20 protein-coding genes and 2 pseudogenes are annotated in these 19,194 nt (G+C 57.3%); 15 read left to right on the forward strand and 7 right to left on the reverse strand.

Annotated elements, in window-relative coordinates; translation table 11 throughout:
* Both KBY02_RS11160 and KBY02_RS11165 read left to right on the forward strand, forming a co-directional pair.
* Complete coding sequence (locus tag KBY02_RS11160; protein WP_004406627.1) at positions 1 to 999, forward strand: fimbrial protein; 999 nt, start codon at positions 1 to 3, stop codon at positions 997 to 999.
* Between the two features lie 93 nt (positions 1,000 to 1,092).
* Positions 1,093 to 1,317, forward strand: a complete 225-nt coding sequence (locus KBY02_RS11165; protein ID WP_058398984.1) for a hypothetical protein — start codon at positions 1,093 to 1,095, stop codon at positions 1,315 to 1,317.
* A gap of 17 nt (positions 1,318 to 1,334) precedes the next feature.
* Here the strand turns inward: KBY02_RS11165 and KBY02_RS11170 are convergent, their stop codons facing one another.
* The 3 genes from KBY02_RS11170 to KBY02_RS11180 all read right to left on the reverse strand — a co-directional run bounded on the left by KBY02_RS11170 (position 1,335) and on the right by KBY02_RS11180 (position 3,630).
* Positions 1,335 to 2,090 (reverse strand): YkgJ family cysteine cluster protein, encoded by a 756-nt coding sequence (locus KBY02_RS11170; RefSeq protein WP_058398985.1) that lies wholly within the window; start codon positions 2,088 to 2,090, stop codon positions 1,335 to 1,337.
* A gap of 116 nt (positions 2,091 to 2,206) precedes the next feature.
* Positions 2,207 to 2,668, reverse strand: a complete 462-nt coding sequence (locus KBY02_RS11175) for a GNAT family N-acetyltransferase (protein WP_024639194.1) — start codon at positions 2,666 to 2,668, stop codon at positions 2,207 to 2,209.
* 65 nt (positions 2,669 to 2,733) lie between these two features.
* Positions 2,734 to 3,630, reverse strand: coding sequence for a chemotaxis protein (locus tag KBY02_RS11180; protein ID WP_003408993.1), 897 nt, complete (start codon positions 3,628 to 3,630; stop codon positions 2,734 to 2,736).
* Positions 3,631 to 4,236: 606 nt separating this feature from the next.
* Between KBY02_RS11180 and KBY02_RS11185 the strand changes: the two genes are divergently transcribed.
* From KBY02_RS11185 to KBY02_RS11230, 10 genes are all read left to right on the forward strand, one after another.
* Positions 4,237 to 4,746 carry a disulfide bond formation protein B gene (locus KBY02_RS11185; RefSeq protein ID WP_004406623.1) on the forward strand — a complete coding sequence of 170 codons (510 nt, stop codon included), beginning with the start codon at positions 4,237 to 4,239 and terminating at the stop codon, positions 4,744 to 4,746.
* A 252-nt stretch (positions 4,747 to 4,998) separates the two neighbouring features.
* Positions 4,999 to 5,199, forward strand: a complete 201-nt coding sequence (locus KBY02_RS11190; protein ID WP_024639193.1) for a hypothetical protein — start codon at positions 4,999 to 5,001, stop codon at positions 5,197 to 5,199.
* 10 nt (positions 5,200 to 5,209) lie between these two features.
* Positions 5,210 to 6,151, forward strand: a complete 942-nt coding sequence (gene cyoA, locus KBY02_RS11195; RefSeq protein ID WP_011266850.1) for a ubiquinol oxidase subunit II — start codon at positions 5,210 to 5,212, stop codon at positions 6,149 to 6,151.
* Positions 6,152 to 6,154: 3 nt separating this feature from the next.
* Complete coding sequence (cyoB, locus tag KBY02_RS11200) at positions 6,155 to 8,167, forward strand: cytochrome o ubiquinol oxidase subunit I (protein ID WP_011266851.1); 2,013 nt, start codon at positions 6,155 to 6,157, stop codon at positions 8,165 to 8,167.
* 3 nt (positions 8,168 to 8,170) lie between these two features.
* Positions 8,171 to 8,803: a cytochrome o ubiquinol oxidase subunit III gene (locus KBY02_RS11205; protein WP_011266852.1), complete on the forward strand. Its 633-nt coding sequence runs from the start codon at positions 8,171 to 8,173 to the stop codon at positions 8,801 to 8,803.
* Entirely contained in the window at positions 8,803 to 9,135 is a 333-nt protein-coding gene (gene cyoD / locus KBY02_RS11210) for a cytochrome o ubiquinol oxidase subunit IV (RefSeq protein ID WP_003409003.1), read from the forward strand. The genes KBY02_RS11205 and cyoD overlap by 1 nt, the downstream gene beginning before the upstream one ends.
* Before the next feature lie 10 nt (positions 9,136 to 9,145).
* Positions 9,146 to 10,033: a heme o synthase gene (cyoE, locus tag KBY02_RS11215; protein WP_003314082.1), complete on the forward strand. Its 888-nt coding sequence runs from the start codon at positions 9,146 to 9,148 to the stop codon at positions 10,031 to 10,033.
* Positions 10,034 to 10,288: 255 nt separating this feature from the next.
* Positions 10,289 to 11,173, forward strand: a complete 885-nt coding sequence (locus tag KBY02_RS11220) for a glycosyltransferase family 2 protein (protein ID WP_024642501.1) — start codon at positions 10,289 to 10,291, stop codon at positions 11,171 to 11,173.
* Between the two features lie 38 nt (positions 11,174 to 11,211).
* A complete protein-coding gene (locus tag KBY02_RS11225; RefSeq protein ID WP_103714763.1) occupies positions 11,212 to 11,853 on the forward strand; it encodes a CatB-related O-acetyltransferase in 642 nt (213 codons plus the stop codon).
* 151 nt (positions 11,854 to 12,004) lie between these two features.
* A complete protein-coding gene (locus tag KBY02_RS11230) occupies positions 12,005 to 13,024 on the forward strand; it encodes a branched-chain amino acid aminotransferase (RefSeq protein ID WP_003314085.1) in 1,020 nt (339 codons plus the stop codon).
* A gap of 56 nt (positions 13,025 to 13,080) precedes the next feature.
* On the opposite strand, the gene KBY02_RS11235 is transcribed toward KBY02_RS11230, so the two are convergent.
* The 4 genes and pseudogenes from KBY02_RS11235 to KBY02_RS11245 all read right to left on the reverse strand — a co-directional run bounded on the left by KBY02_RS11235 (position 13,081) and on the right by KBY02_RS11245 (position 16,794).
* On the reverse strand, positions 13,081 to 14,073 hold the full coding sequence (locus KBY02_RS11235; RefSeq protein WP_225650354.1) for an ATPase: 993 nt from the start codon (positions 14,071 to 14,073) through the stop codon (positions 13,081 to 13,083).
* A gap of 166 nt (positions 14,074 to 14,239) precedes the next feature.
* Positions 14,240 to 14,905: pseudogene (locus KBY02_RS26535) on the reverse strand (methyl-accepting chemotaxis protein); the annotation flags it as partial.
* A gap of 456 nt (positions 14,906 to 15,361) precedes the next feature.
* Positions 15,362 to 15,895: pseudogene (locus KBY02_RS26540) on the reverse strand (MCP four helix bundle domain-containing protein); the annotation flags it as partial.
* A 107-nt stretch (positions 15,896 to 16,002) separates the two neighbouring features.
* On the reverse strand, positions 16,003 to 16,794 hold the full coding sequence (locus tag KBY02_RS11245; protein WP_011266856.1) for a transporter substrate-binding domain-containing protein: 792 nt from the start codon (positions 16,792 to 16,794) through the stop codon (positions 16,003 to 16,005).
* Positions 16,795 to 16,939: 145 nt separating this feature from the next.
* Between KBY02_RS11245 and KBY02_RS11250 the strand changes: the two genes are divergently transcribed.
* The 3 genes from KBY02_RS11250 to sodC all read left to right on the forward strand — a co-directional run bounded on the left by KBY02_RS11250 (position 16,940) and on the right by sodC (position 19,084).
* Positions 16,940 to 17,248, forward strand: a complete 309-nt coding sequence (locus tag KBY02_RS11250; RefSeq protein WP_004406609.1) for an ArsR/SmtB family transcription factor — start codon at positions 16,940 to 16,942, stop codon at positions 17,246 to 17,248.
* A 63-nt stretch (positions 17,249 to 17,311) separates the two neighbouring features.
* Positions 17,312 to 18,322 (forward strand): zinc-dependent alcohol dehydrogenase family protein, encoded by a 1,011-nt coding sequence (locus KBY02_RS11255; protein ID WP_003365244.1) that lies wholly within the window; start codon positions 17,312 to 17,314, stop codon positions 18,320 to 18,322.
* Positions 18,323 to 18,565: 243 nt separating this feature from the next.
* Entirely contained in the window at positions 18,566 to 19,084 is a 519-nt protein-coding gene (sodC, locus tag KBY02_RS11260) for a superoxide dismutase family protein (protein WP_011266857.1), read from the forward strand.
* Positions 19,085 to 19,194 lie beyond the last annotated feature (110 nt).

A 19,194-nucleotide genomic window follows, 5' to 3' on the forward strand; every position in this document is an offset into this window, starting at 1 on the left:
ATGAAACATCTCTCTGCCAGAGGCTGGCTGCGATCCCTTGCCGTGTTGTTGTTACTGCATCCGGCTTCCACCTTCGCGCTGATCTGTACCACTCAAGGGACGGGCGAAACCGAAATTCACGATGACCTGAGCAGTACGGTGGCAATCCCGGAGTCGATTCCCGACGGGGAAGTGGTATGGCGTTCCGAACCTCTGAACGTTCAGGTCGAATGCGCCACAGAGGGCTGGCAGTCCGAAGCGCAGGAGATTTTTATCTACCTGAATCCGGACAATCGTTCGATCGGTCAGGGGATTCGTGCCGGAATGACGTTACAGGGTATCGATCACATCCAAGGCAGTGGACGAGTGAGTACCGGCAGCTACCTGCCGATGTGTCGCGAGGGTGAGAACACGCTCGAAAACTGCCCGAAGGTGCGTTTCAGCCTGGCGTTTTCGGTATTCATCCAGAAGTTCGGCGCTACACCGCCCTCCGGTTTGGCCAGTGACCTGCTGGATTACCGGTTCTTTCAACTGGGCGGCGCGACAGACCCGAGTCGGCTGTCAGGGCGCAGCCTCAGTTATGTGATCAATAACCTGCGGGGGCTGAGGTTCGTGGCCTGCGATGCCGATCTGCAGGTGCTCCCGGAAACCGTGGAATTTGGCGACGTTGCGATACACCAGGTGGCGATTGGCAAAGTGACTGCTACCCAGACATTCTCCCTGCTGACCAGCCGCAGCTGTGATTCGCCGTTCAGCATTGATGCGCGTTTCAGGCCGGTGACAGGCACTCTGTCTGGCGAGCTGCTGATCCCCGTCGGTAATGATTCATTGGGGATACGCATTACCAGCGCAGTAAACGGTCAGCCGCTACGTTACAACGAGCCATTCCATCTGGCGGAATTGCTCGGCGAAACCAACACAGCCAGGGCGGACTTCAATGCCGAACTGCTGTGGAACACCAACATGCCAAGGCCCGGACCGTTCAATGCCGAGGTGATGGTCGATCTGTTCTACAAATGACGGCGACAGGAGGCTCGGGCGGTTGTGCGGCGATTAATGTATGCTGCGCGGCCGCGGGCATTTGCCCGGCCAATTCGACTTTCTGGTGACACCATGACCACGCCTGAACAACCTCCTGTTCAAGACGCCGCAGCCGACTCCGTCGCAGACACTGAAAAGAGGGCTGTCATTGCGCCTTTCAGCTTTCCGTTCAAGCCTTCGGAGTTTGCCCGGGCCAAAAAAGAGCCGGCGTGGCATCAGAAAAACAACAAGCACGGCCACCACAAGACCCCGGGCGTCGCGCCGGCTGGCACCCGCAGGTCGATGGGCAAGCGCTGATTGCCTGAGAGATCCTGTCAGGCCGCCTGCAAAGGAATGAACAGGTAGGAAACCGGCTGCCGGTCAGTCACCTCGGCACCTTCCTGTTGCAGGGTGTCCAGAACGTGCTGGCCGGCGACGTGAAATTCCCACTTCGAGCCTTGGGCTTGCCCCTCCTGCGCAGGGTTTTTGACCTCTTCGATGGCGGCAGCAAACGCGCCCATGTCCGGCAGGTAGGCGACGAAACCGTTGCCCTTGAGGGCGGTGGTGCGAATGCCCAGCTTCTGGCAAATCAGCTGTTTGGTGTCTATTTCATCCCGATCGGCCTGACGCGACCGTTCGATCAGGTCCATCAGTTGAGTATCGACCAGCCTGTCGTTAACGATAAGGTCCGGACCCTGCTCCCAGGACTCTGGCGGGCAGCCCTTGTTCTCCGGGCGCAACGGAATGTGTGGATTGATCTCCATCGGATAGATCCGGCACACCAGTGGCCGGCGCTCGTAGATGCGACACAGGTTCTTCTCGTCAAGATTCCGGCAGCGCCCGACGTTGTAGGCTGCGAAGGTGATCGCCACAAAGGCTGTCGTACTGCCACTGCTGACCTCGGTCGAGCGACGGCTGGCATGGGTGAGCTGCGCCTCGGAAACCCCATAACCATTGCTCAAAAATGCCTCGGTCAGCACGATGACGTTGCCGCCATCGGCCGCCCACTGCGCGGCTTCGTTGAGCGTCAACGGTACGTGATGGTCGGTGCAACAGCCGCCACAACCCACGCAGGAAAACTTGGTGTCCATTATCTCGATGACCCGTCCAACAGGTAGGCGGCAAGCGACAACAATTGGTCACTCACTCGCTTGATGTGTCTCGGGAAGCAAGTTGCGCGCCAGTCGCCGGGCCGTGAACAGCGGGTTCAGGCTGCAGGAATGTCGAAACGCTTGAGATAGGCCATTGCGGATTTTTCGTAAAGCCGCCGCGCCGCCAGGTTGTTTTCCATGACGTGAAGGTCGACCGCTGCTTCATTGCGCGTATGCAGGTGGGCGAACAAATGATTGAGCAGGGCGTGGCCGATCCCGCTGTGTCGCACATCAGGGTGCACAACCAGGTCCCTGATGAATGCGCTGGTCCAGCACACGATCACACCGACTACCGTTTCGTCACGCATGGCCAGAAAGCACAGCGACGGATCGCATTCGGGATCGTGTTCGAATGCAGCCAGCCAGTCCGGATAATCCGCCACACAGCCTGCGGCGCTGCCATAACCCAGAGTCAGCAGGCGGTGAACCTCTGCGGCTCGCTCAAGCGTGAAGGGATGTGGCTGGATGCCAGGCGGCCAGGCCGGGATGGGCACTGGCACTGCAAGATCCCGACGCATCAGCCAGTAATGCGCGGCGGATGCATCGGTCAGGTTCGGACGTTGTGTCGCCGTGCGCTCAGGGATCAGAGCCCTTGGGCGACCACCGTACGTGCGGCCTCGATCAGGCATTTGGTCAACTCGGGTGACGAGAACTTGGTCAGCACGGCATTGGCCCCGGCGATCTGTGACTTCTCGCTGTTCATCGCGCTGTCGAGCGAGGTGTGCAGCAGAATGTACAGATCACTGAAGTCCGGCGTATCCCGGAGCGTGCGGGTGAGGGCATAGCCGTCCATCTCCGACATCTCGATATCGGACACCACCACGTTGATCTGTCGCGCAGTACCCTGCAGGTCGAGCAGAACGTCGATAGCCTCTTTGGCACTGCGCGCCGTGTGGCATTCGAGGCCGAGATTGCGCAAGGTAATGATCGACTGCTGCAGGGCAACCTGACTGTCATCGACGACCAGAATCCGCGCCTTGCTCAGCAGTTCCGCATCCTCTTTGGCCAGCTCCGTCGACTGCACGACGATCTGTGCAGGGGCGATGCCGTGGATCACTTTTTCGATGTCCAGTACTTGCACCAGCACGCCGTCGACCTGGGTGACCCCGGTGATGAACGACTTGCTGCTAGACCCGTAGGGCGGCGGACGGATATCGGTGGTCAGGCAATGCACAATCTTGCTGACGGCCTGAACGTGCAGGCCCTGTTTCGAGCGGCTGACATCCGTGACGATCAGGCAGCCACCGTCGGGATCGGCCAGTGGACGCTCGCCGATCGCACGACTCAGATCGATAACCGACAGTGACGAGCCACGTAGCGTCGCAATACCTTTGACGTGTGGGTGCGATTCGGGAAGATGGGTCAGAGGCGGGCAGGGAATGATCTCGCTGACCTTGAGCAGGTTGATCGCCATCAGCTTGCCGCTGCGCAACGTGAAGAGGAGCAGCGAAAGTGAATCTGCTCGGACGTTCTTGGACATATGAACCTTCTGGCTGTAGGTATTTCGTCGCCTGGTAGCGGCAAACAACTTTCTATGACAGGTTATCGACCTGCGGCCGGCAGGCTTGAGGATTTTTAACCGACAGCCGAGCGCGTCCGTTCGCTTGCCATTGAAAGCCGTTGCACCACACCACGGCGGGCCCGACAAACTGGCTGCCCATGTGCCGATAGTGGCAGTCTGGCTTCGGTTGCGTCAAACCGGGAGAGGGCGGCACATTGTCGCTCTCTGCCTTCCGACGACCTGCGTCGCGGTTTCGCACGCCATAGTGCTTTGACAGAAAGGCACCCTGCGACAAAATACCGCAGCTATATATAGAAGAAGAGCTGCGACAAACTGACGCACCCTTCTATATATAGAAGGGCTTTGCACCCGGTTCCTGCAAAAGCGTCCTGCCGGTTGTGGATGTGCTGCCGCGCAGACCACCTGACCGGCAAATGCGTCCGTATGGCTGGCCAACGCTTGAGTTGCCGAATCAGACAGATGATCATCGCGCACGTCTTGGCGCAGTCGGGCCGTACCTCCGTTCAGGCTGCGAACGCTGCATGGCGTTGACCAACCCTTTCATCAGTTCAGTAAGGTATGTGAATGAGCGACAACACGTTGTACCTGAGACGCGAAAAGCGCTTTCTGGTTTTGCTGGGTATTATCTGCCTGGCCCTGATCGGCGGCGCCCTGTACATGCAGGTCGTCCTGGACGAAGCGCCTTGCCCGCTGTGCATCCTGCAGCGTTACGCACTGTTGTTCATCGCCATTTTTGCGTTCATTGGCGCCGCCATGCCCGGGCGTCGCAGCGTCACGGCGTTTGAAACCCTGGTGACCCTCAGCGCCCTTGGCGGCATTGCCGCTGCCGGCCGGCATGTCTGGATCCTTGCCCATCCGTCCGACAGCTGCGGTATCGACGTGCTGCAGCCGATTGTCGATGGCCTGCCATTGGCTACACTGTTTCCTACAGGGTTTCAGGTCAGCGGTTTCTGCACGACGCCATATCCGCCGGTTCTCGGATTATCACTCGCGCAATGGGCGCTGACGGCTTTTGTCCTGACCGCAGTTCTGGTACCGGCGTGCATCATTCGCAATCGCCGCAAACCTTACTAACTTCAGGGGCTTTCGCTAAAAACGCCCCGTGAATACGGGGCTTTTTTCGAGTACGATGAGGCGTTTGGAGGGCGATTGTTACGCATATAGAGAATAACTGTTACAAAATTAGGCATAGTCATTAAAAATTTACGTATCTACAATCCCCGTCACTTGTCGTTCAGCTTGGCCGAACGATCAGCATTTTGAGGCTTGGAGCGTCCCCTGTGCACTCTGAACAGGCAGCGCAACGCTTGCCTCTGAGGGCGTATAATGGCCGCGTCGAAAGCGTCTGCCCGAAGTTTTGGGCAGTTCCAGCAACTCAAAAAACAAGAATCCATAGCTAAACCCGGACTTGTCGATACGCCGCTGTGCGTACCGGCGGCCCTTGTTCAATTCAAAAAAATTAGCCGGCACTGGCAGGGCGAAGTGTTGGCGGTCGAAACCCAACTGCACCGCGCAAGCTGCTTTTAGAGGTCGTGAAATGAGTAAAAAAAGGTACCCCAGGTTTTTTGGCTTCTTGGCCCTTTTCTGTATGCTTTTGCTCAGTGGATGCGATGGCGTACCTCTGCTCGATCCAAAAGGGCAGGTGGGTATCGAGCAGCGGAACCTGATCGTAATCGCAACGTTGCTGATGCTGATTGTCGTGATTCCGGTCATCCTGATGACCCTGATCTTCGCCTGGAAGTATCGCGCATCGAACAAGGCTGCCAAGTACACGCCGGACTGGTCTCACTCCACCAAGATCGAAATCGCAGTCTGGGGCGTACCCATGCTGTTGCTGGTCTTCCTGGGGTACATCACCTACGTCTCGACTCACTCGCTGGACCCTTACCGTCCGCTTGATTCGGACGTCAAGCCGGTCACCATCCAGGCGATCTCGGTTGACTGGAAATGGGTATTCATCTACCCGGACTACGGCATTGCCACAGTCAACAAGATCGTGTTCCCGGCCAAGACTCCGATCAACTTCCAGGTGACCTCGGACAGCGTGATGAACTCGTTCTTCATCCCGGGTCTGGGTGGTCAGATCTATGCGATGGCGGGCATGCACACCAAGCTGCACCTCATCGCCAACGAGAATCACGAATTCAACGGTATTTCGGCCAACTACAGTGGCGCAGGCTTTACCGGCATGAAGTTCAAGGCCATCGCTACCAGCCAGGCTGATTTCGACAGCTGGGTCAGCGAAGTCAAGAGCTCGCCCAAAAAGCTTGGCACTGCCGAATACGCCGAGTTGATCAAGCCAAGCGAACGCAACCCTGTCGAACTCTTTTCCTCGGTCACCCCGAACCTGTTCCAGATCGTCATCGACAAGTATGAAGGTATGAATCCGGGCAAGAAGGTTGTTGCTGGTGAGAAGGAAGTAGCCGGTGAGGCTGGTGCGGAAAAAGGCAAAAATTCAGCTGCTGGGGCAGAGGAGTAAACGATGTTTGGCAAATTAAGTCTGGAAGCGGTGCCGTTCCACGAGCCCATAGTCATGGTGACACTTGCCATGATCGCGCTCGGCGGCATTGCGGTTGTCGGGTTGATCACCTATTTCCGCAAGTGGACGTACTTGTGGTCTGAGTGGCTGACCTCTGTCGACCACAAGAAAATCGGCGTGATGTACATCGTCGTTGCCATGGTCATGCTGCTGCGCGGTTTTGCCGACGCGATCATGATGCGTACCCAACTGGCGATGGCCCAGAACGGTTCCGAAGGGTTCCTTCCGCCTGAACACTATGACCAGATCTTCACCGCTCACGGTGTGATCATGATCATCTTCATGGCGATGCCGTTCTTCACGGGTCTGATGAACATCGTTCTGCCTCTGCAGATCGGCGCTCGCGACGTGGCGTTCCCGTTCCTGAACTCCCTGAGCTTCTGGCTGCTGGTCGCAGGTATGCTGCTGATCAACATCTCCCTGGGTGTCGGTGAGTTCGCCAAGACCGGCTGGGTCGCGTATCCGCCTCTTTCCGGGTTGCAATACAGTCCTGGCGTAGGGGTTGACTACTACATCTGGGCGCTACAGTTATCCGGCTTGGGTACGACGCTGACGGGGGTCAACTTCCTCGTGACCGTGCTGAAGATGCGTACCCCTGGCATGAAACTGATGGACATGCCGATCTTCACCTGGACCTGCACCTGGGCAAACATCCTGATCGTGGCTTCGTTCCCGATCCTGACCGCTACCCTGGCGTTCCTGACCCTTGACCGCTACCTGGACTTCCACATTTTCACGAACGAAATGGGCGGTAACCCCATGATGTACGTGAACCTGTTCTGGGCGTGGGGTCACCCTGAGGTGTACATCCTGATCCTGCCGGCCTTCGGCGTGTTCTCGGAAGTCATCTCGACGTTCTCCGGCAAGCGTCTGTTCGGCCACAAGTCGATGATCTTCGCCTCCGGTGCGATCTGTATCCTGGGCTTCATGGTCTGGCTGCACCACTTCTTCACCATGGGGGCGGGTGCCAATGTCAACGCCTTCTTCGGTCTGGCGACGATGCTGATTGCGATCCCGACGGGTGTGAAGCTGTTCAACTGGCTGTTCACCATGTATCAGGGCCGTCTGCGCTTCACTGCGCCGGTGCTCTGGACCCTGGGCTTCATGGTCACCTTCTCGATCGGCGGCATGACCGGCGTTCTGTTGGCGATCCCGGGTGCTGACTTCGTGCTGCACAACAGCCTGTTCGTAATCGCTCACTTCCACAACGTCATCATCGGCGGTGCGGTATTCGGTTACATCGCCGGCTTCGCGTTCTGGTTCCCTAAAGCGTTCGGTTTCACCCTGAACGAGAAGTGGGGCAAGGCAGCGTTCTGGTTCTGGATCGTCGGCTTCTTCGTCGCATTCATGCCGCTTTACGCGCTGGGCTTCCTGGGCATGACCCGTCGTCTGAACGCTACCGACATGCCAGAGTGGAACATCTACCTGGACGTCGCGCTGTTCGGCGCCGTGCTGATTGCCATGGGTATCGCTTCGCAGCTGATCCAGCTGTTCGTGAGTATCCGTGACCGCGACAACAACCGCGATCTGACCGGTGACCCATGGAATGGCCATACCCTGGAATGGTCCACTTCTTCGCCTCCACCGTTCTACAACTTTGCCGAGCTGCCAAAAGCTGACGACATCGATCCGTTCACCGATGCGAAACGTGCCGGTACCGCTTACAAGGTTCCTGCCCGCTACTCGGCGATCCACATGCCTAACAACACGGCTACCGGCCTGTACATGGGTATGTTGCTGACGGTCTTCGGCTTCGCATTCATCTGGCACATCTGGTGGCTGGTAGGCGCAAGCCTGGTCGCGACCATTGCCGTCTTCGTTGCTCACGCTGTCCGTGACGACCAGGGCTACATGGTGCCTGCTGAAGATGTAGCGCGTATTGAAGGTGAGCATCACAAGGTCCTGGCGGCCAACGGTGCATACACTCCTGTCAAGTCCTCGCTGGAACAGGTTTAAACAATGTCAAATATTGCAATCAACTCCGGAGCCCACGATCACGGTCACGACCATGATCATGGGCATGACGATCACCACGACAGCGGTGGCATGACGGTCTACGGCTTCTGGCTGTACCTGATGACCGACTGCGTGTTGTTCGCCTCGTTCTTCGCGGTGTACGCCGTGATGGTCAACAGTGTCGCGGGCGGCCCGTCGGGCCAGGACATCTTCCTGCTGCCATTCGTGGCAGTGGAAACCGCGTTCCTGTTGGTCAGTAGTATCACTTACGGCTTTGCCATGCTGGCACTGTACAAGGGCAATAAGAGCCAGGTACTGGGCTGGCTGGCACTGACCTTCCTGTGCGGTGCTGCCTTTATCGGCATGGAAATCTATGAGTTCCATCACCTGATCGAAGAGGGCTACGGTCCGAGCCGCAGCGGCTTCCTGTCAGCGTTCTTCGCGCTGGTAGGTCTGCACGGCGCCCACGTGACCAGTGGTCTGATCTGGATGGCGATCATGATGTTCCAGGTCCAGAAGAAGGGCCTGACCAACACCAACAAGACGCGCCTGAGCTGCCTGAGCCTGTTCTGGCACTTCCTGGACGTTGTCTGGATCGGCGTGTTCACCGTTGTCTATCTGATGGGAGCTTTGTAATGTCAAATTCGCATCACTCCGCTGAAGACAATAGTCACGGCTCAGTGAAGTCGTACGTCATCGGTTTCGTACTGTCGATCATCCTGACCGCCATTCCGTTTGCCCTGGTGATGTCACCTTCACTGCCGAAGGACATGACGATCGCAATCGTTCTGGTCTTCGCGATCATCCAGATTCTGGTGCACCTGCATTACTTCCTGCATCTGGACTTCACGAGCGTGCAGCGTAACAACGTGATGGCCTTCGCCTTTACCACGATGGTTATCGTCCTGCTGGTCGGCTTGTCGCTGTGGATCATTTTCAGCGTCCACCGCGAAATGATGGCGCATTGAGGAATACCAGATGTCACTGAAGCACTTTATCCAAATCACCAAGCCGGGGATCATTTTCGGTAACGTGCTTTCGGTGGCAGGTGGCTTTTTTCTGGCTTCCAAGGGAAATATCGATTTCGGCGTGTTCCTCGCTGCAGTCATCGGTACTTCCCTGGTCGTTGCGTCCGGTTGTGTGTTCAATAACTGCATCGATCGCGATATCGATCAGCGAATGGAGAGAACCCGTAACCGGGTTCTGGTGCAGGGCCTGGTTTCACTGAAACTGGCGCTGCTCTACGCAACCCTGCTCGGTATTGCAGGCGTTGGCCTGCTGTACACCGAGGCCAATCCCTTGGCCGCACTGTTTGCAGTGATCGGGTTCGTGATCTACGTCGGCCTTTACAGCCTGTACCTGAAACGCAGATCCGTTCACGGCACGCTGGTGGGCAGTCTCTCGGGGGCCATGCCGCCGGTGATTGGCTACTGCGCAGTGAGCAACAGCTTCGACTTTGCGGCCCTGACGCTACTGGTGATGTTCAGCCTGTGGCAGATGCCGCATTCGTATGCGATCGCCATCTTCCGCTTCAACGATTACCGTGCTGCGAAGATCCCGGTTCTGCCTGTCAAGCGCGGCATTCTGGTCACCAAGCGCCACATCATGCTCTACATCCTGGCGTTCCTCGTGGCGACCCTGATGTTGACCGTCGGTGGCTATGCGGGCCTCAACTACCTGGCTGTCGCAGCGGGTATGGGCATGTACTGGCTGTACATGGCCTGGAAGGGCTACAAGGCCGTTGACGATACTGTCTGGGCTCGCAAGCTGTTCGTGTTTTCGATCTTCACCATTACTGCCTTGAGCGTGATGATGTCGGTCGACTTTCAGGTGACAAAAGAATTGCTGGTGACTTACGCCTTCTGATTCCACTTGATACGCGACCTGATAAACCCCGTTCTGCGAAGAACGGGGTTTTTTTTGAGTGTCGATCTACACTGGTTGAAGGAAATGGCATGCCGATAGTTTTTTGGCGGCTGTAAACGCCTGTTTGCAGGGCGTTTTTGACCTTTCATGGAAAAACAGGAGCGCTTGCCCCATGATGTGCCGTTTTCAAGCGACCCGTTACAGATATCCGGTTTCCGAGCCCGTCAGGGCTGATCATGATTATGGCTGCTATCCATGATGTCTTCAGAAAGTCAAAACCTCTCGCCCAGCCCTTTGGTTTCCATCGTAGCCCCTTGCTACAACGCCGAGCGATTTCTTGAGGTCGCGATTCAGAGCATCTTTGCTCAGGACTACAAGAATTTCGAGGTCATCGTCGTCGACGATGGTTCTACCGACAACAGCATCGCCATGCTCGAGTCCCTGCAGCAACGCTATCCGTTCCAGCTCTACCGCCAGGCCAATCAGGGCGTCAGTGCTGCCCTCAACCATGGTCTGCGTTACGCCAAAGGCGTTTACCTTTCCACGCCGGACCTGGATGACATCATGCTTCCCTCTTCGGTGCGTATCCGTGCCGAGTACCTCGATGAGCATCCCGCAGTAGGCTGTGTCGGCGCATTGGTCAGCTACATGGATGGTGACGGCAAGGAAATAAAACGTCAGTCGCGCGATTACATCGAGCGGCTGACGTTCGACGACATATTGCGCGACGCGGTGGTCGTCGGTGCGCCGGTTGCTCTGTACCGCATGAAGGCCATCAAGGATGCAAACGGTTATGACCCGCAGATAAAGGTTCAGGATTTTCAGGCGACACTGAAAATCGCTCATCTGGGCTATGAAATTCATGTGCTCCCCGAGATCGTCACGCGCTATCGACGTCACCCGAACAACCTTTCACGCAAGTACAAGGTGTTGCTTGAGGCTGACCTGAAAAGCATCGAGCCTTATCGGGATCATCGCGAATACCAGAGCGGTCGAACTCAGGCCATCAACAAAGCCTTGAAATACGCCGCGGTTGCGGACAAGCGATATGCCTGGAGTCTGTTGTTTTCCATCCCATGGAGGCAGATCAACAGAACGACCTTGCGGCGCTGCAAGCGTTTGCTGTTGAGCTATCGATAAGTGCGGCCTGGCTGTCCAAAAAAAATGTGATTGAAGATATGAAATTCATCGAGCTGTTGAAAAATAGAAAAATACGCAAACAGTTGCGCAAGATGGACAAACTGGACAGGCACGCCGAAAAAATCAGATTGAAATACCCGCGTGCGGTAGTCGGCGTCGGGACTTATGGCATTCCGGATATTGTCGACTTCGGTGACGAATCGGTGTTCAGGGTTGGGGCTTACACCTCCATTGCCGAGGGCGTGAAAATTCTACTGGGCGGTGAGCATCGCACTGACTGGATTACGACGTACCCATTCCCGGCGATGGTCGGGCAAGTCGCAGATATTCAGGATTACGCGCCAAGCAAGGGCGATGTAGTGATCGGCAGCGACTGCTGGATTTGCGCCAATGCAACCATTGTGTCGGGTGTCACCATCGGCCATGGCGCCATTGTCGCGGCAGGTGCGATGGTCGTTCGGGACGTGGCTCCTTATTCGGTGGTGGGCGGCAACCCCTGCAAATTCATCCGTTGGCGATTCGACGAGGACATTCGCCAGTTGCTGCTCCAGGCAGCCTGGTGGGACTGGCCTGTCGAAGAGGTCAAGTCCGTCGCACGAACATTGTGCAGTTCGGATATGGACACATTTATCGACTATATCCGCCAGCGCCAGGCATCGCCGCCGCTACCGGTCGGGTGACCGCTGGACTCATGAGGCGTCTGCCCGCATGTCTGCTTCAGAAATGCCATGTCGGTTTGCATTTATTTCGAGCCTCATGGCCTGAATGATCTGGCAGAATAAGGCATTGGCCTGACTCGACCAGGCAGTCGCTAAAATGATAGAGGGCGTTATGAGTCAAGAAAGCATCAACTGGGACACTCTGGGTTTTGACTACATCAAGACCGACAAGCGCTACCTTTCTCATTGGCGCGACGGTGCCTGGGATCAGGGCTCACTGACCGAGGACAACACGCTGCATATCAGCGAAGGGTCGACCGCGCTGCATTATGGCCAGCAGTGCTTTGAGGGCCTCAAGGCCTACCGCTGCAAGGATGGCTCGATCAATCTGTTCCGTCCCGATCAGAACGCCCAGCGCATGCAGCGCAGCTGCTCCCGTCTGTTGATGCCCCATGTCCCGACTGATGTGTTCATTGAAGCCTGCAAGCAGGTGGTCAAGGCCAACGAACGCTTCATCCCGCCTTACGGTTCTGGCGGCGCGCTGTACCTGCGCCCGTTCGTCATCGGTGTGGGTGACAACATCGGCGTGCGCACGGCGCCTGAATTCATCTTCTCGATTTTCTGCATTCCGGTGGGCGCCTATTTCAAGGGGGGCCTGAAGCCGAACAATTTCGTCATCTCCGGCTACGACCGCGCTGCGCCCAACGGTACAGGTGCAGCCAAGGTCGGCGGTAACTACGCCGCCAGCCTGATGCCCGGTTCCGAAGCCAAGAAGCACAGCTTTGCAGATTGCATCTATCTCGATCCGCAGACCCATTCCAAGATCGAGGAAGTGGGCTCGGCCAACTTCTTTGCCATCACCAAGGATGATGTGTTCCTGACGCCCAAGTCGCCATCGGTGCTGCCGGGTATCACCCGCCTGTCGTTGATCGAACTGGCGAAATCCCGTCTGGGCCTGACGGTCGAAGAGGGTGATGTGTTCATCGACCAGCTCGGCGAGTTCAAGGAAGCCGGCGCATGCGGTACGGCTGCGGTCATTACTCCGATCGGCGGGATTTCCTACAAGGACAACCTGCACGTGTTCTACAGCCAGACCGAAGTCGGTCCTGTGACTCAGCGTCTGTACAAGGAGCTGACCGGCGTTCAGTCCGGTGACATCGAGGCGCCAGCCGGCTGGATCGTCAAGGTGTGATGAGCTGACCCGGATCGTTCCAGCGTCGAACGCTGGAACGATCATTGACCACAGGTTCAGGCTTCAGGTGTTTTTTCTTCCTCAAGCGGCTCTTTCGCCGGCCCCAGCACAATCGCCAGATGCCGCAAGTCGTCGACCTCCAGGCTATAGCTCTTGCCTGAAGGGCTCAGGGTGACGGTTCCCAGCGCATACACCGTGAAGAACTTCACGTCCTCCGCATGGCTCAGCAGCTCACTGATGTAGCGGCTGGAGCGATAGGCCTGCATCTGCGCAGGCGACACGTAGAGCGTCACCAGTTTGCCGTCGAGACGGTCGAAGAACCTGAACTTGAAACCCAGCCCGTATCGCTGTTCGATCAGACCGCCGCCGAACAGCACCCGTCCGTTATCGCCTGATTGTGCGTATTTGATATGGCGAAAATACGAGCGCAGCGACACTTCGTCCTGGCCCGGAATTTTCAGTTTCAGCAGCTTGAAGTCTTCCAGTGACAGCTCAGCCTTGGCCTGCCGATAACTGTCCACCAACCGTTCCAGGTTATTGGTGCGGGTCTCGCTGTAACGGGGCACCTTCGGCGTAGCAGGCTCTATTGGCGGATTGGCAGCGGGTGGACGTTGCACCGGTGCGCCAGCCTTTTCCAGGCCGGACTTCTCCTTGGCCGGCTCCTTGATCGTCGGGTCGAAAACGTCGATGTAATCATCCAGTTTGCGCTTGGCCTTGCGCAGACGCGTCTGGACATCGGTTTCTTCAATCGGGTCTGCGGCCTTGTCGTCTTCGTCCTCGTCCACCCATTCACAGCCCGGCGAGTGGTCGTAATGCGGATTGGCACGGAAGTGCGCGGCGACAAAGGTCGGGTTGTCCTGAGGCTTCACGTCGTAGCGCACGCCCGTCACTTTGGCACCCAGCGCCCGGCAGGCTTCGTTCGAGCAGAGAAACTCGAAGCGCGTACGTGGTGGCTCCTGGGAAAAGTATTCGCGTCGGGCAGCGGCAATCGACAGCTCTTGCTGCAGTTCAACGCAGAATGCGCGGGTGATGGGCTTGCTGGGCTTCATGCGGATCGTCCTTGTACATTCAGGACAACACGCTATTTCAGGCGTAGAGCGCTTGCAACAAAATATGTGAAATGGCGTGAAAAACGGCGGGCAGGGCGAGATAAATCAAATACCCGGCTGCACCCTTTGCGCTATGACGCAAGGGGTGCAAAGGGTGCAAATTGAATCAGGACAGGCGGAAGCGTCCCACGATGTTGTTCAGGTCCAGCGCCAGCGTTGACAGCTCTCGACTTGCACTGGCGGTCTGTTGCGCGCCAGACGAAGATTGCGCCGAAAGGTCACGGATGTTCATGAGGTTGCGATCCACTTCCCGGGCGACATGGGCCTGCTGCTGGGCCGCACTGGCGATCACCAGATTGAGATCATTGATCTCGCTCACGGCAGCGCTGATGACGGTCAGAGACTCGTTCGCGCCCTCTGCAATGCCAAGCGTTTCGCTGGCCAGCTCGGTGTTGCCGCGCATGGAGCCTACTGCGCGTTCGGTGCCGTTCTGAATATTGGTCACCAGACGTTCGATTTCGCTGGTGGATTGCTGAGTGCGGTGAGCCAGAGCACGCACTTCATCCGCCACCACGGCAAACCCGCGTCCAGCCTCGCCCGCGCGAGCCGCTTCGATCGCCGCATTGAGCGCCAGCAGATTGGTCTGTTCCGCAAGGCCCCGAATAACATCCAGCACCTTGCCGATGTCGCGGGACTGACCTGCCAGCTCGCCAATCAGGGTCGCGGTTTTCTGCACATCCGTGCTCATGGTGTTGATTGAGGTCACGGTCTTTTTGACCAGCCCCAGACCGTCTTGCGCGGCGCTGGTCGCATTACTGGACGAGCGCGCCGTATGCTCGGCATTGCGCGCGACTTCTTCCACTGCGCTGGTCATTTCATTGACTGCGGTGGCGGCCTGGTCGATTTCGTTGTTCTGACGCTGGATGCCTTGCACACCGTCTTCGGTGATTGCAGTCATCTCTTCGGCAGCGGCGGCCAGTTGAGTTGCAGAACTGGAGATCTGCTGCAGGGTGTCGCGCAATTGAGTCTGCATCGCAACGACCGCAGCAGCAACGCTGGAAGTGTCATTGGCGCTGATGTTGATCGTGCTGCTCAAATCGCCTCGGGCGATGGTGCGTGTGATCGTCGCGACGGTGCTCGGTTCGCCCCCAATGGCTGACAGGATGCTGCGTATGGTCATGAGGGTCACGATCACGCCCAGTATCGCGATTGTCAGCGTGGCGGCGATGGACAGATTATTGGCTTGAGTGGCGCTTGATTCCTGCGCATCGAAACGCTCGCCCGCACGTTGCTTGCCTTGTTCGCGCAGCGTTTGCAGGGTCTTGAACACCTGCTCGGCAAAGGGTTTGACTTCGGTGCGGTTAATGTTGGTGGCGGCGGCGATATCACCGGTCTGGATCACGCTGGTCTGGTGCCGCATGCCGTCCCGCAACTTGACATAGCCACGCTGCAATTGTTGGGTCAAGGTCACATCAAGGGTTTCTGCGGTGTTCTTGCTCAACTGGACGGTCAGCTCATCCAGCTTGCTGAAGGCCGCTTCGTTTTCATTCTTCCAGCCTGCCGTCTGCTCCGGGTTGCCGATGGCGATCATGCGTAAAATATTGATATCCACCCGCGTAAGCGCACCATCGATATTGTTGACCGCTTCCGTAGCCAGAAAATCTCTGTTGTAGAGGGCGTCGACATTCGCGGTGGATGTCTTGAGCGTCTGGATCATGAAAACCGACAGCACGATAAATGCAGCGATGATGGCAAATGTAGACGCCATCAGCCTGTTTTTTACGGTCATGCCGCTGGTAGCCGTCGTTTGAATCTGGGACATGGGATTTCCCTGTGAAAGCCTATTGATGGCCTCGTCAGTAATACCGAGGAACAAATAAGTATCGGCGTAGAAAATCCTGACTTTAGGTGATGGCTAAATAATGTCTATCAAGGGGTGGCGGGTACTGCCAGCCACTCGCTCAGCGCCTGCTGATACTCGCCAGTGGCCTTGCTCAGGTGCAGCCACTGATCCACATAGGCTTTCCAGGCGACATCGTCGCGTGGCAACAAATAGGCTTTTTCGCCGTATTGCATGTAGCGGGTCGGGTTGACGGCACACAGGCCCGGCATGCGTTTCTGCTGGTAGAGCGCTTCGGAAGCATCGGTGATCATCACGTCAGCTTTTTTGTCCAGCAGCTCCTGAAAGATGGTCTTGTTGTCATGAAAGGCCAGCGACGCCTTTGGCAGATGAGCGCGAGCGAAGGCTTCATTGGTGCCACCGGCAGGTTCGATCAAACGCACAGAGGGCTGGTTGATCTGCTCGACAGTCTGATACAGGGCCTGATCGGCGCAGCGGACCAGCGGGATTTTGCCATCGACGTCCAGCGTGTTGCTGAAAAACGCTTTTTTCTGGCGTTCCAGGCTCACCGAGATGCCACCCATACCGATGTCGCATTTACCGGCCACCATGTCCGGCATCAGGTTTTTCCACGTCGTGGGCACCCACTGCACGTTCACCCCCAGGCTCTTGGCCAGTGAGCGGGCCATGGTGATATCAATGCCTTCGTATTCGCCGTCTTCGCGCAGCAGGGAGTAGGGCTTGTAGTCGCCAGTGGTGCACACAGCCAGCTGGCCAGCCTGCAGCACCTTGTCCAGATGCGAGGTGTAGTCCTGAGCCTGAGCCATGCCTGTGATGCCCAGCAACAAGGCGGTCAGGGCGCTGTATTTAAGATTCATCATGAGTCTGGATACTCGCAGCGGTGCAGTCGGTTTTATTGAAGTCGACAGATTGCTTCATTTGTCAGGCCGATGTGAAGCTGTAATCAAAACATGCCGTTGACGGGGCAGCGTAAATCAGGGGTTGAACATTTCGTAAAAAAGCGTAATGTTGTCCTCCATGATTCTTGAGCAAATCAAAGCGGTCGGCAATGACACTCGCATGTTGATCATGGAGTGGCTGAAAAACCCGCAAGCCCATTTCCCTCCCCAGGACCACGGTGATCCGGCGATAGGCGTGTGCGTGTCGCACATTCAGGCCAAGGCCAACCTGTCGGCTTCTACCGCGTCTGCGCATCTGGCCATCCTGCAACGTGCCGGGCTGGTTCAGGCCACGAGGATTGGCAAGTGGACCTATTTTCGCCGTGACGAGCAGGCCATCGACCGGTTTGCCGACAGGCTCAAGAAAGAACTCTAGGCTTTGAGCGTTATTTATACATTTCGTCATTTTGCGTAATGTTGAATTGATAGGAGATTGACCATGAGCAATACAACCATCTATGTGCAGGCTGGCGGCGGCTACGATCAGGTCAGCGTGGGCGAAAGCGAAGTGCTTGCACCGAAAGCCGGTGAGATCACTGTGCGTCTGCACGCCAACTCGCTCAACTATCACGACTTTGCGGTCGTCACCGGCATGTGGGCACCAACGGAAAAACGCATTCCCATGGCCGATGGTGCAGGCGTAGTCACCGCAGTAGGCGAGGGCGTCAGCGAGTTCGCGGTTGGCGACTCCGTGGTCAGCACGTTCTTCCCGGAATGGATCAGCGGCGAGCCGCTGGTTGAAGGTTTTGTCACGGTGCCGGGTGATGGCGTCGACGGTTATGCCCGTGAGCAGGTGACTGCCCGTGCTACCTCGTTCACCCTGGCGCCAAAGGGCTACAGCCATGCCGAAGCGTCCACGCTGACCACCGCTGGCCTGACCGCATGGCGTGCGCTGATGGTCGATGACGCGTTGAAAGCCGGCGATACCGTTCTGGTACAGGGCACTGGCGGTGTATCGATTTTCGCGCTGCAATTCGCCAAGATGGTCGGTGCGACCGTTATCGCGACGTCGTCGAGTGATGAAAAGCTGGAGCGTCTGCAAGCCATGGGCGCCGACCACCTGATCAACTACCGCAAGGACAGCAACTGGGGCGAGACTGCCCGCAAGCTGACCGGCGGCCGTGGTGTTGATCACATCATCGACGTGGGCGGTCCATCGACCCTGCAGCATTCCATGAATGCGGCACGGGTCGCTGGGCACATCTCGGTCATCGGCATTCTGAGCGGTGTTGCCGGTCAACTGGAGTTCGTCCCGGCGCTGGTCAAACAGCTGCGCATGCAGGGCGTGCTGGTCGGCAGTCGCACCCAGCAACAGGACATGATCCGTGCCATTGATGCCAACGGCATGCGTCCGGTCATGGACCGTTCCTTCCCGATGACCGACATCGTCGAAGCGTTCCGTTATCAGGAAACCAATCAGCATTTCGGCAAGATCTGCCTGGATATCTGATCCGCAACACTGTGCTGTTAACTGAGCACAGGTGAACAGCGCTGGCCTGCCGACCCTGGTGTCGGCGGGCCAGTCGTGAAGTCTTGCATTACTTTCCTTGGCGATCCCCGCTCATTTCCTTGCATCAAGTTCGCAGGTCTGTGGTCACATCCTCTGTGGCATGAAAGACGTTCGTGCTGTGCAGCGTCAGCGCTGCCTGGCGCCACGTTCACTTCGATTATCAGATCAGGGACGCATTGAATTATGAAACCTCACCTTTTGCTGGGTCTGCTTGGCGTTTTCTCTTTCGGTGTTCAGGCTGCATCGCTGGACGTTCCGATCAATCTGGTCAGCGCTGACGGCGCCCCCAAACCTGTCGGCAGCGTTACGGTAAGCGAAACCCAATACGGCTTGCTGTTCACTCCGAATCTGAAAGAGCTGCCTGCGGGCATCCACGGTTTTCATGTGCATGAAAACGGCAGTTGCGAAGCGGGTACCAAGGACGGCAAGAAGGTCGCAGCCCTCGCGGCTGGCGGGCACTTCGACCCGGCCAAGACCGGCAAGCATCTGGGGCCTTACGCCGATGGCCATTTAGGCGATCTGCCTGCGCTGTACGTGGCTGCTGACGGCACCGCGAGTTATCCGGTGCTTGCCCCACGCCTGAAGAAGCTCTCGGAAATCAAAGGCCATGCGCTGATGGTTCACGCCGGCGGCGACAACCATTCCGACCACCCCGCACCCCTGGGCGGTGGTGGTGATCGTGCTGCCTGCGGCGTGATCTGATGCAGCGTGCCTGCATCCGTTTAGGGTGCAGGCGCGCCAATGGTTAAAGCTTTCTTTATCGCCTGAGTAAGTCGGGCGCTGCGCCGTGCTCCGTTTGTTTCGGCGCTGAG

It is taken from the genome of Pseudomonas sp. P129 (assembly GCF_020312195.1).
Classification (GTDB): Bacteria; Pseudomonadota; Gammaproteobacteria; order Pseudomonadales; family Pseudomonadaceae; genus Aquipseudomonas; species Aquipseudomonas fragariae.